Genomic DNA, 21,749 nt, shown 5'->3' on the forward strand with positions numbered 1-21,749 from the left:
ACCCATCAGACCAGCATTCCCTAGCTCTCATTCCAACAAGGATATCGGACATGATCAGGAAACTCCTCTGTGCAGCGCTCGCCGCCGCATCCGTCACCGCAGCAATGGCCAAAGACGCGGACAGCGTGAAGCTCGTCTACGACCACGCCCTTCCAAATGTGCCCGGCAAGAGCTTGAAAGCCGTGCTCGTCGAGTACGGGCCGGGCGGGACATCGCCGGCGCATACCCATCCCAGTTCCGCGTTCATCTATGCCACGGTGCTGGAGGGGGCGATCCGAAGCCAGGTCAACGGTGGGCCCGTGAAGACGTACCGTGCAGGCGAAAGCTTCTCGGAATTTCCGGGCGACCATCACGCCGTCAGTGAAAACGCCAGCAAGACGGAACGCGCTCGCCTGCTTGCGATCTTCGTCGTCGATACCAACGAGACCAACCTGACGACCTACGCGAAATGAACTGGTGACGCCCTTGCCAAGGTAAGGGCGTCAAACCGACACACAATCGGCGAAGGAAAGGCACTGACATGGATGCGATCGCCAGGCGCACGCTTGCAGGGGTTTCGGTCCCCGATACGCCGCTTGTCGGCCGGGCGATCGAACATGCCCGCCAGCTATGTGAACCGTATTTGTTCAACCACGTGGTTCGATCATGGCTTTTCGCCGTCCGCATCGCACAGGTCCAGAACATCGAGCACGACGGTGAAGTTGTTGCCGTCGGAACCCTGTTGCACGACGTCACGCTCAACGAGACCTTCGCCGGGCCGCGCCGTTTCGAGGTGGAAGGCGCCGATCTGGCTCGCGCCTTCGTCCGGCAAGGCGGCTTCGACGAGCGTCGTGCTCAGTTGATATGGGACAGCGTCGCACTCAACTCGACGCCGTCGATCGGCCTCTACAAGGAGGCCGAGGTGGCGCTGTGCACAGCCGGCATCTGCCTTGATGTCGTGGGCCTGCAATACAGTTTCATCTCTTCCGCCGAGATAGCCAGGATCGTCGGCGAATTTCCGCGTCTTCAAATGAAGCGGCGGATGACGCGATGCTTTTGTCACATCGCCAAGGTGAACCCGGAAACGACCTACGACAACTTTGCCCGGGATTTCGGTGAGCGCTTTGTGGCCGGCTACAAGGCGCCGTCTTCCGTCGATTTTGTGATGAACACTCCCTTCGAAGAGTAAGCGAAACCTCGAACCTGATCTCTCCGGCTGCGGCCGCGAGACGCCTCAAGAGGGCATCATGCGAATTGACAGTCTACATCCAGAAACATCGGCGCGCCTTGCGGCGGTCGACCTCGACACGTCGCTGCGGGCAGCCGCGCTATGGCTGTCCAAGCCGGCCATAGGCCTGGTTGTCGTATGCCATGGCAGTGGCGAGGCGGCAGGCGTGCTGAGCAAGTCCGACCTTGTCCGTCATCTGGCGAATTCGGGGCCGGCGGAAGCGCCGGTATCGACACTGATGAGCCGGTCTTTCGTATCCTGTGGGCCCGATGACGACCTGCATTCGGTCTGGCAGACCATGACAACACAGCGGCTCCAGAACCTACCGGTGCTCGGCGGCGGCGCCAAGCCGATAGGCGTCCTCGATATCCGCGACGCGATGAAGGCGCTCTTCCAACAGGAAGAGCTCCAGGAGCGGCTGCTCGCCAACTATATCGGGGGCGTTGGCTACCAATAGAGGAGAATCTCGCGACGGTGCGATGAGCACGAAAGAGCGGGAGATCTGTCTCGCGAGATGTTTGGTCCCCCACTGGCGATGGTCCGCAGATCGCGGGACATATACTGCAATATGGTTTGGCTTCTTACTCGATCTAATCGACCACTCCCGTCCTCTATTGTACCGTCTTCAAGCAACTGAATTCTGCGTGAGCAAACATGAGGGTTACAATGTCTCGTCCGGAAGTGAAAGTGGATGTCTTCGACAGCCCGCCCGAGATTCCACGAGATGGCCTGCCCATTCAGCTAGCGACCGCCGGCATCGTTCATGACCTTGGCAATCTCATCCAGGTCGCCTCGTCGGCATTGAATCACCTGGCCCGTGACCCGAGCGTCTCGGCGGCTCCAGCGCTTGGGCATGTAATTTCGGGCGCCAGAACTGCCCTGGAACGAGCCGGCGCGCTTGTCCGCCAGACTATCAGTTCCGCCCGAGAGAGCCGCAGAGAAAGCGAATATGCAAATGTCGGCGCCTGTCTGGCTGAAATCGAGACCCTCATTCGAAGTGCGTCGGATCCCAAGATCCGCCTCGAGGTTCGAGTGACGCCGGACTTGCCTTCAGTGAGGTGCAATCGCCTGGATTTGCAGAACGCGATTCTGAACCTGGTATTCAACGCGCGCGATGCATCTCCCAACGGAGGCCTGATCTCGATAAATACCGCAGTGGTCTTTGATGGCTCCTCAGCCGCTCAGGTGGATATCACCACCGCCGACCACGGTGTGGGAATGACCGCCGAGACGATTGCCTTCGCATTCGATCCCTTCTTCACCACAAAAACGGAGGGCCTCGGCGGCGTCGGCCTGCCAATGGTCAAGCGCTTTGCCGAAGAGTCAGGCGGAAGCATCGATATTCAGAGCGCGCCCGGGGCAGGCACAACTGTCACGCTACGTCTGCCCGCGATGCGATAGCGACCGGGCAAGCTACATCCAGCCTCACGCAACGCACATCGAGAGATAGAGATGCACGCAAAGGTCACAGAAAACATTCAGCAGCATCGGTTCGAGCTCCCGATCACCGGTCAAGCCTTCGCAGTGGCCTACTATTCGCTCCAAGACGGCAAGGTAGTGTTGATACATACCGAAGTGCCTTTGGAATTTTCCGGACAGGGGATCGCGTCGCGGTTGGCGCAAGGCACCTTCGAATTGCTCCGCAAAACGGGCCGCAAAGCGGTCTTGAAGTGTCCCTTCATGAGCGGCTTCGTCGCCAGGTATCCGGAATACACCGATGTCGTTGCAGGGTGATCAGGCCCCGAATACAGCTGTTTGCAAAAAAAGGTCTGAGTCGAGATGGACGACCAATATAATTTGCAGAGGTTCGTCAACGCTCAGGATCCGGTCTACGGCGACGCCCTGGCTATACTGCGTCGAGGCGTGATGTGTACTCCATACATGGAGTTGATCTTCCCGAGGTTGGCTGCCGGGCTAAGCGACACTGACGCCGATCCGTACGCGATCACATCACTCGACGAGGCAGGCGCTTACCTCCAATCGCCGATACTGGGCGGTCGTTATCGGGAATGCGTCGGCACACTGCAACGACTTTCCAATCTAAGTGCTCGCGCGGTCTTCGGTGATGAAGATACAAAGAAATTGCACGCGTCCCTAACGCTGTTTTCCGAAGCAAGTAACGACGAGTTCCTGCTCAAGACCATCTTCGACGTCTGGTTCGACGGTCAAATCGACGAGGACACGATGCGCAAACTCTACTCGATGTCATAACGCCGCCGGCGACCGGCGGATGTGGCCACCGCCGAAACCGTCACCGCCCTATTCTTCCTGTGGCAGAGGCATCAACCCGTGTTCGCCTGGTACGTCGGGGAAGCGGCCTTCGCGCCAGTCCGCCTTTGCCTGCTCAATCCGTTCGGCTGAGGAGGAGACGAAGTTCCAATGAACATAACGTGGTTCGGAAAGAGGCTCGCCGCCGATCAGCATCAGCCGCGCGGCATGGAAGGCAGGCGCCTGGAGCACGATCTCAGCGTCCGGCTCCAGCATGATCAATTCGCCTTCACCGAACGTGCCAAGTTGGCCCATGACTTCGATCTCGCCGGCGACAACATAGATCGCACGCTCGAGATATCCGGGTTTCACCTGATATCGCGCACTGCTGGTGAGCACGATTTCGGCGCAGACCAGGTCGGAGTACGTCCTTGCCGGAGACACCAACCCGTCGGAAACCCCGGCGATTAAAGTGAACTCGACCCCGTCGCCACAGATCCGTGGGATTTCGGGAGCGCCATAATGTGAAAAGTGGGCGGCAACTTCTTCGTGCTTGGTGGGGAGGGCCACCCAGGCCTGAACGCCGAAGAGATTGCTTCCTGGTGCTCGGGCTTCTGGCGACGTGCGTTCGGAATGGACGATGCCGGACCCGGCCGTCATCCAGTTGACCTCGCCGGGGCGGATGGTCTGCACTTCACCGAGATTGTCGTGATGGATAATCTCCCCGTCGAACAGATAGGTCACGGCCGCAATCCCGATATGCGGATGCGGCCCCATGTCGAAACCGCGACCTGCGTCGAATACCGCGGGGCCGAAATGGTCGAACAATATGTAGGGACCGATCATCAGGCGGTTCGAGGAGGGCAGTACGCGCCGTACCTTCAAACCGTCGGCAAAATCACGCATACTCGGCTGCCTAAGTGGGTCGATGCCGACGATGTCGCTTTGGCGGATGGTCATGAATCTAGTCCTTTCGAATGCCTGGTCGACCACGTGCTCGAGCGTGCTCCAATGGGGCGGTGTGGAAGACAGCCTGAATGGCTTTCAGGAGCGCAAATTTGGAGCTCTTGTGCTGCTGGCCGGGGATGCCGGTTTCGCCATAGGCCAACGTCCCCCTCGACAGGGTTGCCGCAAGATCTTCGGCCATCTCGGGCCTGTCGTGCAGGAGCGGCGCGAACCTCTGCTGGTCTATCTCGTAGACCAAGACGTGGGTCATCGCCCGCAATGTCGACGTCTCGCCAATACCTGCGAGCAGGCCGGTCTCGCCGAAGAAGTCGCCAGGTGCAAGCCGGCCAACCTCCTGCACGTTAGCATTGCTTTGGACATGTTGCCGGACGATGACGCCCTTCCGGACAATCATGAGGGATGGCAGCATCTCTCCTTGTTCTGCAATGACGTCGCCCTTGCGGTAGCTGCGAACCAGGATCGTCGCGGCAAGCGCCTCCTGCTCGGCATCCGTTAGCGTCGAGAAGATCGGTATGGCCTTGATCAGGTCGATCGCGGCGAAGCCTTGGGAGGTCGCCGTCCCGTCGATTGGCTGGGAGGTCATGGCAATCGAAGCCGAAAGTGGCGCTGCCAGCAGCACCCCGACCGACCTTGAATGGCGATAGACCAGATCGAAAATTTCGTTCCGAGCTGTAATCCGCTGGTCAAGGCTGGCGACGCGAAATGACAGCTCGATCCCGATTGCCGCCGCATCCAGGCTTGTGATGGCTACCACGGGCGAAGGGTCTTGGAGGATCGAGTTGCAGCTCAGGAGGACCATGCGCATCGTGTCTACGATGATAGCCGGCGTCTTGGTCAGAGTCATCTTTACCGTCACGGTAAGTCCATGGCTCTCGTCTGGGCCGCTAAGGTTTGTTACCCCGATTTTGGCGACAAGGCTGTTCGGAAGTGCGATGACGTTGTGGGCCGGGGTGAGGAGTTGGGTCGAGCGCCAATTGGTCTCTACGACGCGGCCCTCGGTTCCGTCGTTCAGAATGATCCAGTTTCCAAGCACATAAGGGCGGCCGAGGTTAAGCGCGATTCCCGAAAATACGTCGCCAAGCGTATTCTGGAGCGCCAAACCTAGCATGACGGCAAAGACGCCCGACGTGGCGATGAGCGTTCCGACCGGCACGGCAAAGACGAACGCCAGGATTGAAAGGAGCATTCCCGTATAGATGATGCCGACCACGACATCCTGCAGGAGGCGTGCCTCGCGCGGCTGCCGCTCGAACACGATATAGATACGGACAAACCCAATTAGCGCCCAGGCAAGATGGACCCACCACAGCAGCTTGACCGATCCGATGAGGATCGCTCCACTGGTCGTCCCATCGCTTCGTGCGGGCTCGTATGGGACGACCCGCAGTTCGAGAACCATGATCGACATTGCGAGGAAAAAGACGAGCTGGACGATCAACCTCGCATTGGCGAAGCGTCCCGGAACGAGGTTCCAAACGACGATTCCGGCGAGGCCGAGCGACACGATGTAGATCAGAGGTGAGTTCCACCAGTTCATCACCGGACCCAGATCGACCATGATCGCAATCCCTGTTTTTCATCATTCGGAGCAGAGCGGTTGCTGGCGCTCGACATAAAGTTGTCTCGTCGCCTCGACGCAACGGTTCGGTCCAAAGCGTGTTGCTATCGGCGCCTTTGAGACGGGCTGGCGAGACACGATCATCGCCTCTTCCCATCTACGTTTGGTCGCCGGCCACGGCGATCGCGCCTTTGCCGCCGGCCCCCTTGTTCTTCTCGAGCACCGCTTCAGTGATCGAGTTGGGCAGCCGCCGTGGCTTCTCGATTAAGCCTAGCACCGGCAGTGCGATCAGGAAGAAGGCGAAGTAGTAAAGCGTCGCCAACTGAGACATGACGACGTAATTCCCTTCGGCCGGCCGCGAACCAAGCCAGCCGAGAAACAGTCCGTTGGCGACGAAGAGCCAAAAGAACACCCTGTACCATGGCCTGTAAACGGCCGAGCGAACCTTGGACCGGTCGAGCCACGGCACGACGAAAAGCACCACGATCGAGCCGAACATGGCGAGCACGCCACCAAGTTTGGAATCGATCGGCCCGACATTGAAGGTGATGGCGCGCAGGATCGCATAGAAGGGCAGGAAGTACCATTCCGGCACCATGTGCGCAGGCGTCTTGAGCGGATTTGCGACGGTGTTGTTGTCAGGATGGCCGAGATAGTTCGGCAGGTAGAAGACGAAATAGGCGAAGAAGAACAGGAACACGATGATGCCGAACGCGTCCTTGACGGTCGCATAGGGTGTGAAGTCCACGACATCGGTTTTTGATTTCACATCAATGCCGGCTGGATTGTTCTGCCCGACGACGTGAAGCGCCCAGACATGCAAGGTCACCACACCTGCAAGCACAAACGGCAACAGGTAATGCAACGCAAAGAAGCGATTCAGCGTCGGATTGCCGACCGCGAAACCGCCGAGCAGGAGCCGCTGGAACCAGTCGCCGGCCAGTGGGATGGCCGTGAAAAAGTTGGTAATGACGGTGGCTCCCCAGAACGACATCTGTCCCCAGGGCAGCACATAGCCCATGAAGGCGATCGCCATCATAAGCAAGAGGTTGGTGCATCCGAGCACCCACAGCAGCTCACGCGGCGCCTTGTAAGAGCCGTAGTAGAGCCCGCGGCAGATATGGATGTAGGCGGCAATGAAGAAGAAGGAGGCGCCGTTCGCGTGGAGAGAGCGCAGCAGCCATCCCGAATTCACGTCGCGCATGATCTTCTCGACTGAATTGAAGGCCAACCCGGTATCTGGATCGTAATGCATGGCAAGCACGATCCCGGTCAGGATCTGCGAAACCAGCATGACCGTGAGAATGCCGCCGAACGTATAGGCGTAGTTCAAGTTGCGCGGGACGGGATAGACGATGAAGCTATCGTGCACCAACCTCGGCAGCGGCAGGCGGGCGTCGAACCAGCGTTCGATACCGGTCTTGGGCGTATAGGTCGAATTTTTGTCGCTCATCGAAATTGCCCCATCTCAGCCGATACGGATTCTGGTGTCGGAAATGAATTGGAACACCGGCACCGCCATGTTCTCGGGCGCTGGGCCTTTGCGGATGCGGCCGGCAGTATCGTATTGCGAGCCGTGGCACGGGCAGAGCCAGCCTCCGAACTCGCCTTGCTGACCAACCGGGATGCAGCCGCTATGCGTGCAGACCTGGACCATCACGATCCAGGCTTCCTTGCCCGGCGCTGTGCGGTTGGCGTCGATTGCAGGCGCATCGGCCGGCAGATTGGCGTTACGGGCGACCGAATCCTTGAGCTCGGCCAAGCTGACAGCTCTGCCGTCCTTGATTTCCTTCTCCGTGCGGTTGCGCACGACGACGGGCTTGCCGCGCCATTGCACGACCAGCGACATTCCCGGCATCAGCGAGGAGACGTCGACTTCCACCGCGGCCACAGCCTCGGCGGGCAATGCGGCAGTGCCGGTTTCGGTCTGGGATAGCTCGGCCATGACGACGACTCCTCTGATTGGAAAGCTGCTTCAGTGCGTCGGCGTGCAGTCGGAAAACCCGGCCGCGGCCTTTCGCCGTTCGCGTTTGCTCATTTCGAGTTGAACTATGCCGGCCGCAGCGGGATGTGGGCCATCGTGCCAAGGGCCCATGTGTCCAATACTTTCGTTTATGAGCCCTGAGCGAAGGACTGCGGGACTTTCGAGGACGCCAGGCGTAGTGGATGCGAATCCTTGGTTGTTGCCGTTCCCCACTTGAGCGGGATTCCGGCATTGCACGGGCAATCGCAGAACGATTGCTTGGCTTGATCATACCTCGGCATAGGCACGCCTACCTGTCGGTGTCGTAGCCTTCCTCCCCGGCAAGTGAGATCTTCTGGAACCTGATGGACGCCGCTGGCAAGTGCCCAGCTAGGCGGGCGCCGCCGCCGGACAATTGCGAAGCTTCGTCAGGATTCAAAAAGGGAAAACCCGTGAAACTTTACTATAGCCCTCTCGCCTGCAGCCTGGCCGACCACATAGCACTGGAGGAGGCGGGTGCCGCCTTCGAGCGCGAAACGGTCAATCTCAAAACCAAACGAACGGGCTCCGGTGATGATTTCACCACGGTCACGCGCAAGGGGTATGTTCCTGCCCTCGTGCTGGATAGCGGGGAAACGCTGACAGAAAATATCGCCGTCCTCGATTGGATTGCGTCGCAGTACCCGGCACTGGGAGTGGAAGGGCCAATGGGCCGTACCCGCGTTCTCGAAGCGCTGACCTACGTCTCGACCGAAATACACCGAAGCTTCAAACCCATGTGGCACCAAGGCAGCGATGCTGAAAAGGCCAAGGCGCGGACCACGATTACATCGCAACTTGATCTCTTCGCGGACGGTCTCAAGACGGATTTTCTGTTCGGCGAGAAACCCAGCGTAGCGGACTTCTACCTTTTCGTGATGCTTCTTTGGGCAGTCCGCTTCCAAGTCCCTGTTCCAGCTCCTTTGGAAGCGTTGCGCGCCCGAATAGCGGCCCGTCCGGCCGTTCGCATCGCAATGAAGCGCGAGGGCCTTGTCTAAGTGCGAGACCGGCCGCGTGTCGTGTCAACCTTCAGCCACGACACATTACGAAGGAGTTTGTCCATGCTTCTGTTCCTGCAGAACCTCCACCTGATCGCTACCAAGCGCGGCGACGGGCTACGCCCCGAATTTCTAAGCATGGAAGGCGAGGCGGGACTCGGCATGACCTTCCCATGTGATCGCGTCATTCCAGCTCAATGTATGTCTGAACAGCGCTCGGCGGAGCCACCGACGCCTCGGCTGTCCAAGGGGGTTGCCAAGGCATGCCGGCCGGGAACGCCAAGCCGATGAATGAAGCTGATGCCGGTGCCGCGCCATAACAGGTGGCATCCGGACGGTGCCGTGAAAGAGGTTGCAAGAATGGAAAATACAAGACGGCCGGGACAAATTGATCCCTATCGCAGGGCGTTCGTCGGCGTTGCTGCAATGGGTCTGGCTGCTGCTCAGTTCGCGACAGTTCGCTCAGCCGAGGCGCAACGCGTTTCAGGGCTGGACGGAGCAACGGCAGGACCATTGCCGGCTGCCTCGTTCGCAGCGCTCAGGCAAATCGACGCCGGCCTGCTGAACGTCGGCTACGCTGAAGCTGGTCCGTCCAATGGTCCCGTTATTATCCTCCTTCATGGCTGGCCCTACGACATCCACAGCTTTGTCGATGTCGCTCCCCTGTTGGCGATGGCGGGATATCGCGTGATCGTTCCCTATTCGCGTGGCTGTGGCACCACGCGCTTTCTTTCAAGTCAGACTGTCCGCAACGGCCAGCAGTCTGTGCTGGCTGTCGATGTCATCGAATTGATGGACGCGCTGAACATCGGCGAGGCAATCGTCGCCGGCTATGATTGGGGCGCGCGCACAGCCTGCATCATAGCGGCGCTCTGGCCGGAGCGTTGCAAAGCTCTCGTTTCGGTCAGTGGCTATCTGATCGGCAGTCTCGCGGCAAACAGAATGCCGCTGCCGCCGAAGGCCGAGCTCCAATGGTGGTATCAGTACTATTTTGCGACGGAACGCGGCCGGGCCGGCTACGAACAATACCGGCGCGATTTTGCAAACCTTATCTGGCGGATCGCCTCGCCGAAATGGGATTTTGATGACGCCACCTTTGAGCGCAGCGCGGCGAGCCTCGGCAACCCGGATCACGTCAGCATCGTCATTCACAATTACCGCTGGCGGCTCGGGCTTGCCGAAGGCGAACCGGAATATGACGGCCTGGAAAAACGGCTGGCCGAGAGCCCGTTGATCACGGTGCCGACCATCACCCTTGAGGGGGATGCCAATGGCGCACCCCACCCCGACAGCAGTTCCTATGCCAAGAAATTTTCGGGCAGATACGCGCATCGGACCATCACGGGCGGAATTGGCCACAACTTGCCGCAGGAAGCCCCACAGGCTTTCGCCCAGGCAGTCATAGACGTCGGCGAATACTGATCGGGCGAACTCGTGACCAACTGATGCGGAGATGATCCGCGAATTGGGTAAATCCAACTCCGCCCCTCCGGCCCTATGCCGGTCGACCAGTGGCGTTTCGATCAAGATTGAAAGGGATCTGTTGTGGATTCGACATTGCCATCCGCTGTTGCTCAACCGGTCGTCGCGCAACTGACGCGGGCCGCGATATTTCTTGTTGTGACGGTCATTTCCGGACCAGAACACGAAGCGACCGTGCGCGCCTTATGTTGCGATCTTTCCACACTTCTGCGCGCGGTCGGCTCCCGTGACCTCGAGGGCCGGCTCTCGTGTGTCATGGCGTTTGGTTCCGATGTCTGGGACCGCTTGTTTGGAGCCCCCAGACCGAAGGACCTGCATGCATTTCGCGAAATCCAAGGTCAGCATCATGCCGTCTCGACGCCGGGCGACATCCTCTTTCACATTCGTGCATCGCGTATGGACCTTTGCTTCGAACTGGCGACACAGATCATGTCGCAGCTCGACGGCGCAGTCTCCACGGCGGATGAGGTGCACGGCTTCAACTATTTCGATGACCGCGACCTGATCGGCTTCGTCGATGGCACAGAGAACCCGGTGGATGAGCGCGCCGTCAAGGCCGCGATCATCAGCGAGGAGGACCCCTCATTTGCCGGAGGCAGCTATGTGATCGTGCAGAAGTACCTGCATGATCTGAAAGCATGGAACGCGCTTCCAATCGAGGATCAAGAGGGAATTGTTGGCAGAAAAAAGCTCTCAGATATCGAACTGGACGATGACGTGAAACCGACCTCGGCGCACAATGCGCTGACCACGATCGTCGAGGACGGAGAGCAGTTGGAAATCGTACGCGACAACATGCCGTTCGGCGACGTCGGCAAGGGTGAGTTCGGTACCTATTTCATCGGCTACGCCCGTTCTCCGCGCAGAATCGAGCAGATGCTGGAAAACATGTTCATCGGCCGGCCGCCAGGCAACTACGATCGGTTACTGGACTTCAGCCGCGCAGTCACTGGCACATTGTTCTTCGTCCCGTCGACGACATTCCTGGAGAACCTTGCAACGGGGGAAGTCATCTCGACCACTGGTCCGGGCCTGTCGGGTTGACCTGTTTGGAGTAACCGTCAACAGGTTCCCCACCGAATATGAAACGCACGAACGACACCCCCACTTTGGCTTTCCAACGCTACACTGGCCTTGGGCGATGAACGGAAACGGTCGATGTTTCCGGTCTGTGCTCGAAAGTCGCATAAAACGCAGTCTGGAACTTGGTCTGGTATTTTTCGCTGCTGACATTCGGTCAGCTCTATCCTTGAATTCCATCTGGTCCGGCGCCGCAGATGATGGCACAGACGCACTCGCCTGAGCTGAACCGCACCCGACCCTCCGCAATTGCGGCAACCGCGGCAGCACCGCTTAGATCAGCCGCAAGGCCCATCTCGAACCACAAGCTTTTGGCGGCGCACAGCATCTCGGAATCGTCGACAAGCACGATCTCATCGACGCTATCGCGCACAATGTCGAAGATGCGATCGTCGGTTTTGGCGCAGGCCATCGTCGCGACAGATGTCGTGATCTTGTCCAGGGCCACATTGTGTCCGGCTTCGAGGGCGCGCAGCAGCACCGGCGAGCCTGTGGCCTCAATTCCAATAACGCGCACATGCGGCGCCAGCGCCTTGATCGCTGTCGCCACGCCGCTGACCAGCCCACCGCCGCCCATGGCGACCAACACTGTCGTCACATCCGGCATCTGGTCGAGGATTTCGAGGCCGACCGTGCCTTGCCCGGCGACCACAGCCGGGTCGGCGAAGGGATGGAAATAGACGGCGCCGGTTTCGCGGACGAAGGCTTGCGCGGCCTCGTTGGATTCGTGCCAGGCCGAGCCGACAATGTGGGTGGCCGCTCCCCAGGCGCGCAGCTTCTCGATCTTGGCCGGCGAGGCGTTGGTCGGCAGGAAGATGGTGGCCGGCACACCGGCCATGAGGCCCGCGCGGGCGGTGGCTATGCCATGGTTGCCACCCGACGCGGTGACGATGCCATGCTCCAGCGCGGCGGGGTCGAGCGAGAGCAGCCTGTTGGTGGCGCCGCGTGCCTTGAACGATCCGGTGACCTGCAGCAGTTCCAGCTTCAGCAGCAGGTCGACGCCGCCGGCCAGCGGCGTCTTGAGGTTGCCGGCGGCAATCATCGGCGTACGCCTGACATTGCCTTCGATGCGCGCGGCGGCAGTACGGATGTCTTCCAGCGCGATCACGCCAGCTCTCCTTCATAGCGCGTAGCGACGGTGACGCAGCAATTGCCGACAACGACACGGCCGGGCTGGCGGCGGCCATAGACGATGCCGTCCGAGAGGTAGCGCACGGTCTCGGGCGCGCGGCCGGGGTCGGCCAGGTCGTGGATGCGGCCGGCGTCCTGGCCAGCATGGACCTCGGCGCCCAGCGCGTGGAACGGTTCGAACACGCCATTGGTGGTGGCCAGCACATAGCCGTCATGGCCGGGAATGCGCAGGATGTTTTCGGGCCTCGCGGCAGGCGGCCTGCCTGTCGGCGGCAGCACGCCGAGGTGGCTCAGCACATTGCGCACGCCCTTGCGGCAGATGCCGAGCGCGTCGAGCGAGACCGTGCCGGCGCCGGCCATCTCGGTGCCGACCGTGGTCAGCCCGGCCCTCACCGATGTGGCCGTGGAGGTGCGCGGCTCGCCGAGATTGTCGATGACGACGGTGAGCGGAGCATCGAAGGCGAGCACCGCCTCCGTGTTGCGCTTGCGGTGGGCGGCGTCGGGCGCCGGCTCGATGATGGCGCTGGGCAGGATGTTGAGCGAGGAACCGCCGGAGTGAAGATCCATATAGGCATGCCCAAGCGGCATGACGACGTCGCTGACATAGGCCGAGATCTGCTGGGTGATGGTGCCGGTTGGATCGCCTGGGAACGTGCGGTTGAGGTTCAGCCCGTCGACGGGCGAGGTGCGGCGGCCGGCCAGCACGGCCGGCAGGTTGATCGCCGGCAGGAAGATGATGCGGCCGCTGACCATGCCCGGGTCGAGATCGCGGATGAGTTCGCCGAGCGTGATCGGCCCCTCATACTCGTCGCCATGGTTACCGGCCTGCAGGATGACGGTCGGCCCGCTGCCGTTCCGGATCACCGCGAGCGGAATGCGGGTCGCGCCCCAGGCGTCGTCATGCGGCGAATGCGGAATGTCGACGAAGCCGATCTGCTTGCCGGAACGGTCGAAATCGATGGTGGTGCGGGCGGTGGACATGCGGGCCATGTTTCTCTTTGAAACTCTAGGGGATGGAGGTGGCGAGGGAGAGGCGGCGAGGGCGGAAAGGCCCCCGCCGCCGAAGAAGTCAGATCGGCGGCAGGGTCGGCAGCGTGGTGCCGATCCACTTCTGCGACAGCGCCGAGAGCGAGCCGTCGAGCATGCCGAGATGGATGTAGGTGTCGAGCCAGCGAAGCAGCTCCGGGCTGCCCTGCTGGATGCCGATGTAGCAGGGCGAGAATTGCAGGATGAATTTGGGTTTCAGCTGCACCTTGGCGTCCTTGTCCATCAAATCCTTGGCCACGACATCGGCGGTGGCCAGCAGTTGCGCCTGGCCGGAGGTGAAAGCGGCTGCGGCGGTGGCGTCGTCGTCGAAGCGCACGATCTTGGCGTTGGGCGCGGCCTTGGTCAGTTCGAGATCCTGCGTCGTGCCGCGCGCCACCGCGATGGTCTCGTCCTTGAGCTCGGCCGGGCTCTTCACCGTGATGCTGTCGGGGCCGAAGACGCCGATCGAAAGCGCCGCATAGGGCGAGGTGAAGGCGATCTGCAGCGCGCGTTCCGGCGTCGCGCCCATGGCGGCGATGACGATGTCGAGGCGGTCGGTGACCAGATAGGGCACGCGGTTGGCGCCGGTGATCTGCTGCAGTTCGAGCTTGACGCCCAGCGCCTCGGCGATCTTCCTGGCCATGTCGACATCGAGGCCGACCGGCTCGTTCTTGGCGTCGACCGAACCGAAGGGCGGCACGTCGATCGGCACGCCGATGCGCACCGTGCCAGCGGACAGGATTTTCTGCAGGTCGGCCGCTCGCGCCGGCATTGCCGAGACGGCGCCGGCCAGGAGCACGGCTGTGACGATCCTGGTGAGATGCTTGAACATGGAACTTCCCCTTTTTCTGGTTGGACTTTCTTTTCCTAGTGAAGGACGGCGCTCAGGAAGCTCCTGAGTTCGGCCGTACGAGGCTCGAGCAAGGTCTCACGCGCTGGCCCATCCTCGTGGATGCGGCCCTCATGCATGAAGATCACGCGGTCGGCGACGTTCTTGGCAAAGTTCATCTCATGGGTGACGAGCATCATGGTCATGCCTTCGCTGGCGACGCTTTCGAGCACGCGCAGCACTTCGCCGACCAGTTCGGGGTCGAGCGCCGAGGTGATCTCGTCGAACAGCATCAGGGTCGGCTGCATGGCCAGCGAGCGCGCGATGGCGACGCGCTGCTGCTGGCCGCCGGACAATTCGTCGGGATAGGCAAGCAGCTTGTCGGCGAGGCCGACCTTGGCGACCACGGCGCGGGCGACTTCGCGGGCGGCCGGCGTGTCGAGCTTGCGCACCAGCTTCAGCGCCAGCGTGACGTTGCGCTCGACATTGAGATGCGGGAACAGATTGTAGCTCTGGAATACCATGCCGGCGCGCTGGCGCAGAAGGTTGAGGTCGGCCCTGGGCGCGGTGACGTCGATGCCGTCGACGACGATGCGGCCGGCCTGCACCTTCTCCAGCCCGTTGATGCAGCGAAGCATGGTCGACTTGCCCGAGCCGGAGCGGCCGATGACGGCGACGATCTCGCCTTTTTCCACGTTGAGCGAGATGCCCTTCAGCACCTCGATGGCGCCGAAGCGCTTGCGGATATCGGCGATTTCAACGAGCGACATGAAGTCTCCTTTCCAGCATGCGGGCGAGCTGGGAGAGGGAAAAGCAGATGACGAAATAGATGGCGGCGGCGGTGAGGTAGACCGGCAGCGGGGCAAAGGTCGCGCCGCTGATGATCTGGCTGGCGCGGGTCAGTTCGACGAAGCCGATCAGCGCGGTGAGCGAGGTGTTCTTCACCAACTGGACGAGGAAGCCGACGGTCGGCGCGACGGAGATGCGGATCGCCTGCGGCAGCACGACATGGCCGAGGCGCTGCGCGTAGGTGAGGCCGAGCGCGGCACCCGCCTCCCATTGCCGCTGCGACACCGATTGCAGGCTGCCGCGCCAGATCTCGCCGAAGAAGGCCGAAGCGTAGATCGACAGGGAAAGTGCCGCCGCCGTCCAGGCGTCGACCGAGAGGCCGATCAGCGGCAGGCCGAAGAAGAAGACGAAGAGCTGGCCGAGTAGCGGCGTGCCCTGGATCAGGTTGATCCAGGCGATGGCCAGCCAGTTGAGCGGCTTGAATGGGATGACGCGCAGGACGGCGACGACGATGCCGAGCAGCCCGCCGCCCACCGTGGCGTTGAGCGCCAGCAGCATCGTCCAGCGCGCGGCCTCGATCAGGTAGACGATATCGGTGCCGCCAAATTCGCGGATCATCGGCGCGGCCTCCTGACGAAGACCATCCAGTAGACGCCGGCGAAGAAGGCCCGGAAGCCCAGGGTCAGCACGAGATAGGAAATGGTGATCAGCGTGTAGGTCTCGAAGGAGCGGTAGGTGCGCGAGTCGATGAAGGCGGCCTGGTGGAACAGCTCGGTGGCGCCGATGGAGGAGACGACGCTGGTGGTCAGCATGATCAGCACGAACTGGCTGGCCAGCGCCGGGTAGATGGTCTTGACCGCCTGGAACAGCACGACATGGCGGAAGGTCTGGCCGGCGGTGAGGCCGAGCGAGCGGCCAGCCTCGACCTGGCTCTGGCGCACCGACTGGAAACCGGCGCGCAGGATCTCCGCGCCATAGGCGCCCATGTTGATCGACAGCGCGATCAGCGCAGCGGTGTTGGCGCCAAGCTTGATGCCGATCGAAGGCAGGCCGAAGAAGACGATGAACAGCTGCACCAGCAGCGGCGTGTTGCGCAGCGCCTCGACATAGACGCGAGCGCAGGCGCGCAGCGGCATCAGCGGGCTGATCGAGGCCATGGCGACGATCAAGCCGATGGCAAGGCCGCAGAGCATGGTGACGACCGAGAACTGCAAGGTCAGCAGCACGCCTTGCACAATCTCGGGGATATAGCGCAGCAGGACATCAAATTTGAAATTATAGCTCATGGAAGTAGAGCGTCCCCCTATGCAACTCCAGGCAGATCGCTATTTTCCGCTCGGATTTGCTGGACACCACGCTATCGTCGCTTCATATGTGACGTCAAGCGTCATCTATGAAGCGGATGCAAATGACGGACGACAAGCTGAATTACAGCGCGCCGGCCCTGGAAAAGGGGTTGGATATCCTCGAATTGCTGGCCAATGCCGGCCAGCGCATGGGCACGCGCCAGATCGCCGAGGAACTGGGGCGATCGAAGAACGAGATCTTCCGCATGGTCCATGTGCTGCTTGCGCGCGGCTACCTCCAGCGCGATGAGGGCGGCGAGGGGCTGATGCTGTCGAACAAGCTGTTCGGGCTTGGCATGCAGACGGCGCGCGCCCGCGACCTGGTCAGCACGGCGGCCCCCATCGTCGAGCGCTTCGCCGAGGAGGTGCACCAGGCGGCGCATCTGGTCGTCGCGCATCGCGGTGAAACCGTCATCATCGCGGCGGCATCGGGCGGGGCGGACATGAACTTCTCGCTCAAGCTCGGCTATCGCCGGCCGCTGGCGGATGCCCATTCCGGCCTGGTGCTGATGGCGTTCCAGCCCAAGCCCGTGCGTGACCGGATGATCGCCGAATGCCTGATGCTGATGCGTGAGCCGCCGGACCCGACGACGCTCGCCGCCGAACTCGACGCGGTGCGCGAGCGCGGCGCCATCATCCACGAGAGCCGCGACATCATCGGCGTGACCGACGTCGTCTGTCCGATCATCGCCGGCGACGGGCGCGCCGTGGCCTGCGTGACGGTGGCGGCGGTCAGCCGACGCAGCGCCGCGCCCAATTTCGAGGCCATGCTGGCGCGGCTGAAGCTCGCTTGTGCCGAGATCGCGCATGAGCTTGGAGGGTAGGGAGGCTCAGCCCGCGACGATGATGTCGCGCGGCGTGCGGGACAGCACCTCCGCACCGGCCGTGGTGACAAGCACATTGTCGATGATGCGGGCGCCAAGGCCTTCGGCGCCGATATAGACCGGCGGCTCGATGGTGACCACCATGCCGGCCTTCAGCATGTGCGGGCTGTCGCCGATCATGTGCAGCGGCTCGGCCCAGCTCGGCGGAAAGCCTGGCCCCAGCGCATAGCCGGACGTGTGGACACGGCAGGCTTCGAGCCCGGCCTCGCCGATGACGGCGCGGGCCGCCTGGTGCGGCACGGTTGCCGGCACGCCGTCGCGAATCGCCGCGATCATGGCGTCGCCGGCGCGCAGCACGATGTCGTGCAGTTCGGCCATGCGCGGCGTCGGCTTGCCCAGCGCGAAATTGCGGCCGATGGTGGCTGTGTAGCGGTTGAAGGTGGCGCCGAATTCGAGATTGCCGAAATCGCCATGTTCAAGCCGGCGCGCGGTCGGCGCGCCGTGGCTGTAGGCGGAGCGCGGGCCGGAGACGAGGTTGATCGGGCTGGCGGCGATGCCGCTGCCGTTGCGCAGCAAGGTCTCGTGGATGGTGCCGGCCAGCGCCAGTTCCGACAGGCCCGCCGCGAACTCGCCGGCAAAACGCTCCATGCCAAGGTCGGCAAGGGCCGCCGCGCGCCTGATATAAGCGATCTCGGCCGGCGACTTCACCAGCTTCAGGCCGGCGATCAGTTCCGTCGCCTCGGCAAGCAAGGTATCGCCGATGACGGCGCGAAGGCCGAGACAATGATGTGGGTGAAGATAGTAGGCCGGCACTTCGAGGCCGACGCGCCTGCCTAGCACGTCGTGGCGCCGCGCCACGTCGGCGAAGGCCGCGACCGGATCCTCGTTCTCGCCGCCGCCGAAGCCATGCACCTCGTCGGCAGCTGAATCCGTTTCGAATTCGTGCACTTCGCCCTGGCGTGTCAGCACGACGAGCGGCTCGTTGCGCGCGCCGACCAGCAGGCATTGGAATTCCTGGTAGCTCTTGGCGTCGCTGCCGGTCAGCCAATGGATGGAGGCGGGGTGAACGGCAATCAGCCAGTCGAGGTCGCGTGCGGCCATGGCGGCGCGGACACGCGCCAGACGATCGGCGAATTCGGCGGCGGTGAAATCGTGTTTCGACATTAGCCTCGCGTCACCGCCATCGCCTCGATCTCGATCAGCAGGTTCTCGAAGGCAAAGCCGGCGACGCGGATCGCAGTCACCGCCGGACCGGGCTCGGGGAAGAATTCGCGCTGCACGCGGGCAATCACCGCGCGCGTCGCCTCGATCCCGGCCCAGCTGCCTTCGGCGTGATAGTAGATATAGAGCTTGGCGACGTCGCTTTCGTCGAGCCCGCCTTCGGCCAGCGTGCGGCGGATGAACTCGAAGACGTTGCGGGTCTGCGTCTCCATGTCGTCGCCGACGGCCTGCGCCTTGTTGTCGGCCGAGATCTGGCCGCCGATCAAGGCGAGCCCGCCAATCTTCCAACCTTGCGTGAACTGGGTGTTGGGAATGCTCCAGTCCCAATGGTTGGCCGGCTGCAGGCGCTGCTTGTCGTCGCCGAGCATGCCGATGCCCTCGACCTGGATCAGTTCGCCGGCATTGCCCATGCCCTGGATGCGCAGTCCGGCACCGGCCGCCGAAGGCACCGACATGTAGCGGCGGCGCACATTGGTCATCTTCTCCCAGTAGTCGGTGACCTCGCGGCCTTCGCCGAAAAAGCGGAAATAGGTGTTCTGGCGCATCAGGCTGTGGCGGTCGCCGCCGCCCGACCGCAGCATGGTGTCGAGGTTGCGGAAGGCCTCGTCGGTCTGCACCTCGATGTCGCCGAGCCCGAGCACATTGCCTTCGGCATCGAGCGAGCGCTGGCCGCCGACAAACAGCATGTCGCCGACCTTCCAGCCATGGACGAAGGGCAGCTCCCTGCGCCAGCGCCAGTGACCCGGGGGGTCGAGCAGTTCGCGCTTGCCGCCGATCACCACCCAGGCGTCGACCATCAGCAGCGCGCCCTCGCGGTCGAGGCCGCAGCGGATTTCGGTGGTGGTCGGGCCGGGAGCGGTGAAACAGCCGGCGCGCACGGCATCGAGTTCGTCGAGCAAGGCGCCCACGGCATCGGCCTTGCAACTGAAATAGATGTTGTGCTTGACCACATCGGTCATGCCGGCGCCGGCCTGGGCGAGAAGGGCCGCCAGCCGATCGAAAATGACGCGCGCCTGACCCGTTATGCCGGTTGCGACGATATTGCCGCTGACGTCCGTCGCCATCAGCCCGCCGATGAAGACCAGGTCACCGGCGCGGACGGCCTGCGGCGCCGATCCTTCGATATCGCTGAATGTCCGCATCCGCACCACGTATCCTCCCGCTGATTTTCTACTTACTTACCTGCAAGTCAGTGTTCCGTCAAATGCTGGGGATGCAGCAAAGCTTCGGCGTCCACGGCCAACGCATTTGGCTATGATGGAAGCATGGACGAGACCGACACCAGACAGGCGATCAAGGATACGGCGCTGGAGCTTCTGGTGCGCCACGGCTATCGCGGCACCAGCTTTGGGGATATTTCGGCGGCGCTCGGCACGACGCGCGCCAACATCCACTATCATTTCGGCAACAAACAGGCGCTCGTCGACGAGGTGCTTGACGACTACATGCAGGCGACGCTGAGCGGCTTGCGGGCTGTCTGGTCGCATGAGGGGTCAAGCCTCGAGGAGCAGGTCGAGGCGATGATCGCCTACAGCCGCGCCCGCTTCCGGCATTTCAACCCAGCCGGCACAGAAGGGCAAAACTGGAGCCTGATTTCGAGGCTGCGGCAGGATGCCGACCTCCTTGATGCCGACGGCCAGAAGATGCTCGGCCATTTCAGCGCGGAGCTCTCGGCGTTGTTTGCCGGCGCGCTGTCGGCGGCGGGCCGGCGCGGCGAGTTGTCGCCGAATGTCGTGCCCGGCGACGCCGCGCTGCTGTTCGCGGCGATCGCCGACAACGCCGCGCCAATTACACTGGGCGAAGGTGGCTTTGACGCGTTGGAGAAGACCTATCGCAGCCTGATACGGATGATCCAAATCTGACTCACCGAAACGACAATGTGAAACCCCATGTTATAGCAGTGAGCCTCGCTTCCTCTGACATTCTGTCTGAAGAATTGGTCGTCTGCTCGGCTTACCTTGAGACATTCTCGGTTGCTGGCTTAATCAGCCCCGCAAGTGTGATCTTGGTCATGAGCTTGTGCTTGGACTTGTCGTGGTGGCGATAGTCCTTCCAGCGGAAGCTGACCAGAACTCCATGATCCAGGCTCACGAGGCGGCTGTTGGCGATGGCGACGCGGTAGGTGTAGCGACCAAGGTAGGCGAGGACCTGTTTTGGACCGCCGAACGGGGGCTTGGCGTAAACGACCACTCGATCCGCTTCAGTCCAGCCAGTTGGGCGCAGAAAGTAGCAGGGTCGGCCAGGCTAGCGAGATCGCTGAAGAAGCGAAGCTGGCCGGCGTCGAAGGCGTCTCGGAGGCGCTCTAGGAATAGGCGGTGACAATCGGGCGGTTACTCTATGCTGATGGTTTCGTCAGGAGAGCTCCTTCTATAACGACTCCGGAATTCACGTATTTCCACAGCGCAACAAACAGTTTCCGAGCGAGGGCGACCATGCCGCCTTCTTGCACCGGCCACCATTCGGGATGACTCGCGCCCTGAACCACTGGCTCAGTGCGAATTGGGTTGATGGGGCACCCAGACCCACGCAACCTAGACAAGCGTCGGCCGGAGCCTAGGATTGCCGGACTTCGAGACTCCCTGCTCGCAATTAATTAATCTGCCCACTCTGCTCAACCGGCCACGGTCTTCCTCCTCCGGCGTTGGCACTCGCAACATTGCGCAAACCCGAGGCTCCCGCGGTTGTGGCCAACAACGAAGCTGACGGTCTGCTTTCAGCGCAGAAAGCAGTCATTCCACCGGTGGCCTCCACTGCCCAGATGTAGCAACAATCCTCGAATGGCAAGGGAAGCCTCGAGCCAGAAGCTGGCGGGCTCCTACAGGGACGTGAGGGCGCGGTCCCAATATGGATTCTGAAGGGTCGAGCGCAGGCGCATCTGCTTCCACACGCCGTATTTGTAGAAGTCGAAGTCGATGCTCGAGGTAATGTTCTGGACCATGCACCACAGCGACCATTTCAAGTCGCCCAGCATCTGGTAGACAAACATGCGCGCCTTGGTGCTGGCTTCGACGCGACCGAAATAACATTCGATCGCCTCATCCTGCATCGCGTCGCTCAGGACCATTTCCCCACACCAGGTGGC

General features: G+C 61.8%; 23 protein-coding genes and 3 pseudogenes. 11 read left to right on the forward strand and 15 right to left on the reverse strand.

The annotated features are described in order from the left end of the window. Positions 1-50: 50 nt before the first annotated feature. The 6 genes from FJ443_RS24310 (at position 51) to FJ443_RS24335 (ending at position 3,418) form a co-directional block, all read left to right on the forward strand. A complete protein-coding gene (locus FJ443_RS24310; protein WP_140523153.1) occupies positions 51-452 on the forward strand; it encodes a cupin domain-containing protein in 402 nt (133 codons plus the stop codon). Between the two features lie 68 nt (positions 453-520). Then, positions 521-1,168 carry a hypothetical protein gene (locus tag FJ443_RS24315; protein ID WP_140523156.1) on the forward strand — a complete coding sequence of 216 codons (648 nt, stop codon included), beginning with the start codon at positions 521-523 and terminating at the stop codon, positions 1,166-1,168. Positions 1,169-1,226: 58 nt separating this feature from the next. After that, positions 1,227-1,664, forward strand: coding sequence for a CBS domain-containing protein (locus tag FJ443_RS24320; protein WP_140523159.1), 438 nt, complete (start codon positions 1,227-1,229; stop codon positions 1,662-1,664). A gap of 209 nt (positions 1,665-1,873) precedes the next feature. Further along, positions 1,874-2,608, forward strand: coding sequence for an ATP-binding protein (locus tag FJ443_RS24325; protein WP_140523162.1), 735 nt, complete (start codon positions 1,874-1,876; stop codon positions 2,606-2,608). Between the two features lie 51 nt (positions 2,609-2,659). Further along, positions 2,660-2,941 (forward strand): GNAT family N-acetyltransferase, encoded by a 282-nt coding sequence (locus FJ443_RS24330; protein WP_140523165.1) that lies wholly within the window; start codon positions 2,660-2,662, stop codon positions 2,939-2,941. 45 nt (positions 2,942-2,986) lie between these two features. Next, a complete protein-coding gene (locus FJ443_RS24335) occupies positions 2,987-3,418 on the forward strand; it encodes a DUF1810 family protein (RefSeq protein ID WP_140666171.1) in 432 nt (143 codons plus the stop codon). Positions 3,419-3,466: 48 nt separating this feature from the next. On the opposite strand, the gene FJ443_RS24340 is transcribed toward FJ443_RS24335, so the two are convergent. The 4 genes from FJ443_RS24340 to petA form a co-directional block, all read right to left on the reverse strand. Continuing rightward, a complete protein-coding gene (locus tag FJ443_RS24340; RefSeq protein ID WP_140523171.1) occupies positions 3,467-4,375 on the reverse strand; it encodes a pirin family protein in 909 nt (302 codons plus the stop codon). A gap of 4 nt (positions 4,376-4,379) precedes the next feature. Beyond that, positions 4,380-5,939: a mechanosensitive ion channel family protein gene (locus tag FJ443_RS24345; protein WP_140523174.1), complete on the reverse strand. Its 1,560-nt coding sequence runs from the start codon at positions 5,937-5,939 to the stop codon at positions 4,380-4,382. Positions 5,940-6,096: 157 nt separating this feature from the next. Beyond that, positions 6,097-7,392, reverse strand: a complete 1,296-nt coding sequence (locus FJ443_RS24350) for a cytochrome b N-terminal domain-containing protein (protein ID WP_140523177.1) — start codon at positions 7,390-7,392, stop codon at positions 6,097-6,099. 15 nt (positions 7,393-7,407) lie between these two features. After that, positions 7,408-7,884, reverse strand: coding sequence for a ubiquinol-cytochrome c reductase iron-sulfur subunit (gene petA / locus FJ443_RS24355; RefSeq protein ID WP_023767325.1), 477 nt, complete (start codon positions 7,882-7,884; stop codon positions 7,408-7,410). Positions 7,885-8,354: 470 nt separating this feature from the next. Here petA and FJ443_RS24360 point away from each other — a divergent pair, with 470 nt between their 5' ends. The 3 genes from FJ443_RS24360 (at position 8,355) to FJ443_RS24370 (ending at position 11,465) form a co-directional block, all read left to right on the forward strand. Next, on the forward strand, positions 8,355-8,939 hold the full coding sequence (locus tag FJ443_RS24360; RefSeq protein WP_140523180.1) for a glutathione binding-like protein: 585 nt from the start codon (positions 8,355-8,357) through the stop codon (positions 8,937-8,939). 360 nt (positions 8,940-9,299) lie between these two features. Further along, positions 9,300-10,361, forward strand: a complete 1,062-nt coding sequence (locus tag FJ443_RS24365; protein WP_140523455.1) for an alpha/beta hydrolase — start codon at positions 9,300-9,302, stop codon at positions 10,359-10,361. 123 nt (positions 10,362-10,484) lie between these two features. Beyond that, the gene (locus FJ443_RS24370; RefSeq protein ID WP_210239471.1) at positions 10,485-11,465 is read left to right on the forward strand and encodes a Dyp-type peroxidase; all 981 of its coding nucleotides are present in this window, start codon (positions 10,485-10,487) and stop codon (positions 11,463-11,465) included. Positions 11,466-11,664: 199 nt separating this feature from the next. On the opposite strand, the gene FJ443_RS24375 is transcribed toward FJ443_RS24370, so the two are convergent. The 6 genes from FJ443_RS24375 to FJ443_RS24400 all read right to left on the reverse strand — a co-directional run bounded on the left by FJ443_RS24375 (position 11,665) and on the right by FJ443_RS24400 (position 16,562). Further along, positions 11,665-12,609: a threonine/serine dehydratase gene (locus tag FJ443_RS24375; protein ID WP_140499646.1), complete on the reverse strand. Its 945-nt coding sequence runs from the start codon at positions 12,607-12,609 to the stop codon at positions 11,665-11,667. After that, positions 12,606-13,622, reverse strand: coding sequence for a succinylglutamate desuccinylase/aspartoacylase family protein (locus tag FJ443_RS24380; RefSeq protein WP_140499644.1), 1,017 nt, complete (start codon positions 13,620-13,622; stop codon positions 12,606-12,608). The genes FJ443_RS24375 and FJ443_RS24380 overlap by 4 nt, the downstream gene beginning before the upstream one ends. A 79-nt stretch (positions 13,623-13,701) precedes the next feature. Next, positions 13,702-14,490 (reverse strand): transporter substrate-binding domain-containing protein, encoded by a 789-nt coding sequence (locus tag FJ443_RS24385; RefSeq protein ID WP_056570895.1) that lies wholly within the window; start codon positions 14,488-14,490, stop codon positions 13,702-13,704. 35 nt (positions 14,491-14,525) lie between these two features. Then, positions 14,526-15,257 carry an amino acid ABC transporter ATP-binding protein gene (locus FJ443_RS24390; RefSeq protein ID WP_140499643.1) on the reverse strand — a complete coding sequence of 244 codons (732 nt, stop codon included), beginning with the start codon at positions 15,255-15,257 and terminating at the stop codon, positions 14,526-14,528. After that, positions 15,244-15,894, reverse strand: a complete 651-nt coding sequence (locus FJ443_RS24395; protein WP_140666173.1) for an amino acid ABC transporter permease — start codon at positions 15,892-15,894, stop codon at positions 15,244-15,246. Before FJ443_RS24395 ends, FJ443_RS24390 begins: the two co-directional genes overlap by 14 nt. Then, complete coding sequence (locus tag FJ443_RS24400) at positions 15,891-16,562, reverse strand: amino acid ABC transporter permease (protein ID WP_140499639.1); 672 nt, start codon at positions 16,560-16,562, stop codon at positions 15,891-15,893. Before FJ443_RS24400 ends, FJ443_RS24395 begins: the two co-directional genes overlap by 4 nt. 122 nt (positions 16,563-16,684) lie before the next feature. On the opposite strand from FJ443_RS24400, the gene FJ443_RS24405 reads away from it, so the two are divergent. Next, entirely contained in the window at positions 16,685-17,446 is a 762-nt protein-coding gene (locus tag FJ443_RS24405; RefSeq protein ID WP_181165404.1) for an IclR family transcriptional regulator, read from the forward strand. Between the two features lie 6 nt (positions 17,447-17,452). On the opposite strand, the gene FJ443_RS24410 is transcribed toward FJ443_RS24405, so the two are convergent. Beyond that, a complete protein-coding gene (locus tag FJ443_RS24410; RefSeq protein WP_140523182.1) occupies positions 17,453-18,610 on the reverse strand; it encodes a Xaa-Pro peptidase family protein in 1,158 nt (385 codons plus the stop codon). Next, on the reverse strand, positions 18,610-19,809 hold the full coding sequence (locus tag FJ443_RS24415; RefSeq protein WP_140523185.1) for a RidA family protein: 1,200 nt from the start codon (positions 19,807-19,809) through the stop codon (positions 18,610-18,612). The genes FJ443_RS24410 and FJ443_RS24415 overlap by 1 nt, the downstream gene beginning before the upstream one ends. Before the next feature lie 123 nt (positions 19,810-19,932). Between FJ443_RS24415 and FJ443_RS24420 the strand changes: the two genes are divergently transcribed. Continuing rightward, entirely contained in the window at positions 19,933-20,529 is a 597-nt protein-coding gene (locus FJ443_RS24420; RefSeq protein ID WP_140499631.1) for a TetR/AcrR family transcriptional regulator, read from the forward strand. Positions 20,530-20,620: 91 nt separating this feature from the next. On the opposite strand, the pseudogene FJ443_RS31760 reads toward FJ443_RS24420, so the two are convergent. The 3 pseudogenes from FJ443_RS31760 to FJ443_RS24430 form a co-directional block, all read right to left on the reverse strand. Then, positions 20,621-20,854, reverse strand: a pseudogene (locus FJ443_RS31760) (transposase); the annotation flags it as partial. Positions 20,855-21,002: 148 nt separating this feature from the next. After that, a pseudogene (locus FJ443_RS31765) lies at positions 21,003-21,261 on the reverse strand (IS110 family transposase); the annotation flags it as partial. A 221-nt stretch (positions 21,262-21,482) separates the two neighbouring features. Beyond that, positions 21,483-21,749, reverse strand: a pseudogene (locus FJ443_RS24430) (choline/ethanolamine kinase--aminoglycoside phosphotransferase); the annotation flags it as partial.

This window comes from Mesorhizobium sp. B2-6-1 (assembly GCF_006440475.1).
Classification (GTDB): Bacteria; Pseudomonadota; Alphaproteobacteria; order Rhizobiales; family Rhizobiaceae; genus Mesorhizobium.

What these genes read in the sequence shown, in the direction of transcription:
- FJ443_RS24310 (WP_140523153.1), top strand. Translation starts at nt 51, where the DNA reads ATGATCAGGAAACTCCTCTGTGCAGCGCTCGCCGCCGCATCCGTCACC.
- FJ443_RS24315 (WP_140523156.1), top strand. Translation starts at nt 521, where the DNA reads ATGGATGCGATCGCCAGGCGCACGCTTGCAGGGGTTTCGGTCCCCGAT.
- FJ443_RS24320 (WP_140523159.1), top strand. Translation starts at nt 1,227, where the DNA reads ATGCGAATTGACAGTCTACATCCAGAAACATCGGCGCGCCTTGCGGCG.
- FJ443_RS24325 (WP_140523162.1), top strand. Translation starts at nt 1,874, where the DNA reads ATGTCTCGTCCGGAAGTGAAAGTGGATGTCTTCGACAGCCCGCCCGAG.
- FJ443_RS24330 (WP_140523165.1), top strand. Translation starts at nt 2,660, where the DNA reads ATGCACGCAAAGGTCACAGAAAACATTCAGCAGCATCGGTTCGAGCTC.
- FJ443_RS24335 (WP_140666171.1), top strand. Translation starts at nt 2,987, where the DNA reads ATGGACGACCAATATAATTTGCAGAGGTTCGTCAACGCTCAGGATCCG.
- FJ443_RS24340 (WP_140523171.1), bottom strand. Translation starts at nt 4,375, where the DNA reads ATGACCATCCGCCAAAGCGACATCGTCGGCATCGACCCACTTAGGCAG.
- FJ443_RS24345 (WP_140523174.1), bottom strand. Translation starts at nt 5,939, where the DNA reads ATGGTCGATCTGGGTCCGGTGATGAACTGGTGGAACTCACCTCTGATC.
- FJ443_RS24350 (WP_140523177.1), bottom strand. Translation starts at nt 7,392, where the DNA reads ATGAGCGACAAAAATTCGACCTATACGCCCAAGACCGGTATCGAACGC.
- petA (WP_023767325.1), bottom strand. Translation starts at nt 7,884, where the DNA reads ATGGCCGAGCTATCCCAGACCGAAACCGGCACTGCCGCATTGCCCGCC.
- FJ443_RS24365 (WP_140523455.1), top strand. Translation starts at nt 9,300, where the DNA reads ATGGAAAATACAAGACGGCCGGGACAAATTGATCCCTATCGCAGGGCG.
- FJ443_RS24380 (WP_140499644.1), bottom strand. Translation starts at nt 13,622, where the DNA reads ATGGCCCGCATGTCCACCGCCCGCACCACCATCGATTTCGACCGTTCC.
- FJ443_RS24385 (WP_056570895.1), bottom strand. Translation starts at nt 14,490, where the DNA reads ATGTTCAAGCATCTCACCAGGATCGTCACAGCCGTGCTCCTGGCCGGC.
- FJ443_RS24390 (WP_140499643.1), bottom strand. Translation starts at nt 15,257, where the DNA reads ATGTCGCTCGTTGAAATCGCCGATATCCGCAAGCGCTTCGGCGCCATC.
- FJ443_RS24395 (WP_140666173.1), bottom strand. Translation starts at nt 15,894, where the DNA reads ATGATCCGCGAATTTGGCGGCACCGATATCGTCTACCTGATCGAGGCC.
- FJ443_RS24400 (WP_140499639.1), bottom strand. Translation starts at nt 16,562, where the DNA reads ATGAGCTATAATTTCAAATTTGATGTCCTGCTGCGCTATATCCCCGAG.
- FJ443_RS24405 (WP_181165404.1), top strand. Translation starts at nt 16,685, where the DNA reads ATGACGGACGACAAGCTGAATTACAGCGCGCCGGCCCTGGAAAAGGGG.
- FJ443_RS24410 (WP_140523182.1), bottom strand. Translation starts at nt 18,610, where the DNA reads ATGTCGAAACACGATTTCACCGCCGCCGAATTCGCCGATCGTCTGGCG.
- FJ443_RS24415 (WP_140523185.1), bottom strand. Translation starts at nt 19,809, where the DNA reads ATGCGGACATTCAGCGATATCGAAGGATCGGCGCCGCAGGCCGTCCGC.
- FJ443_RS24420 (WP_140499631.1), top strand. Translation starts at nt 19,933, where the DNA reads ATGGACGAGACCGACACCAGACAGGCGATCAAGGATACGGCGCTGGAG.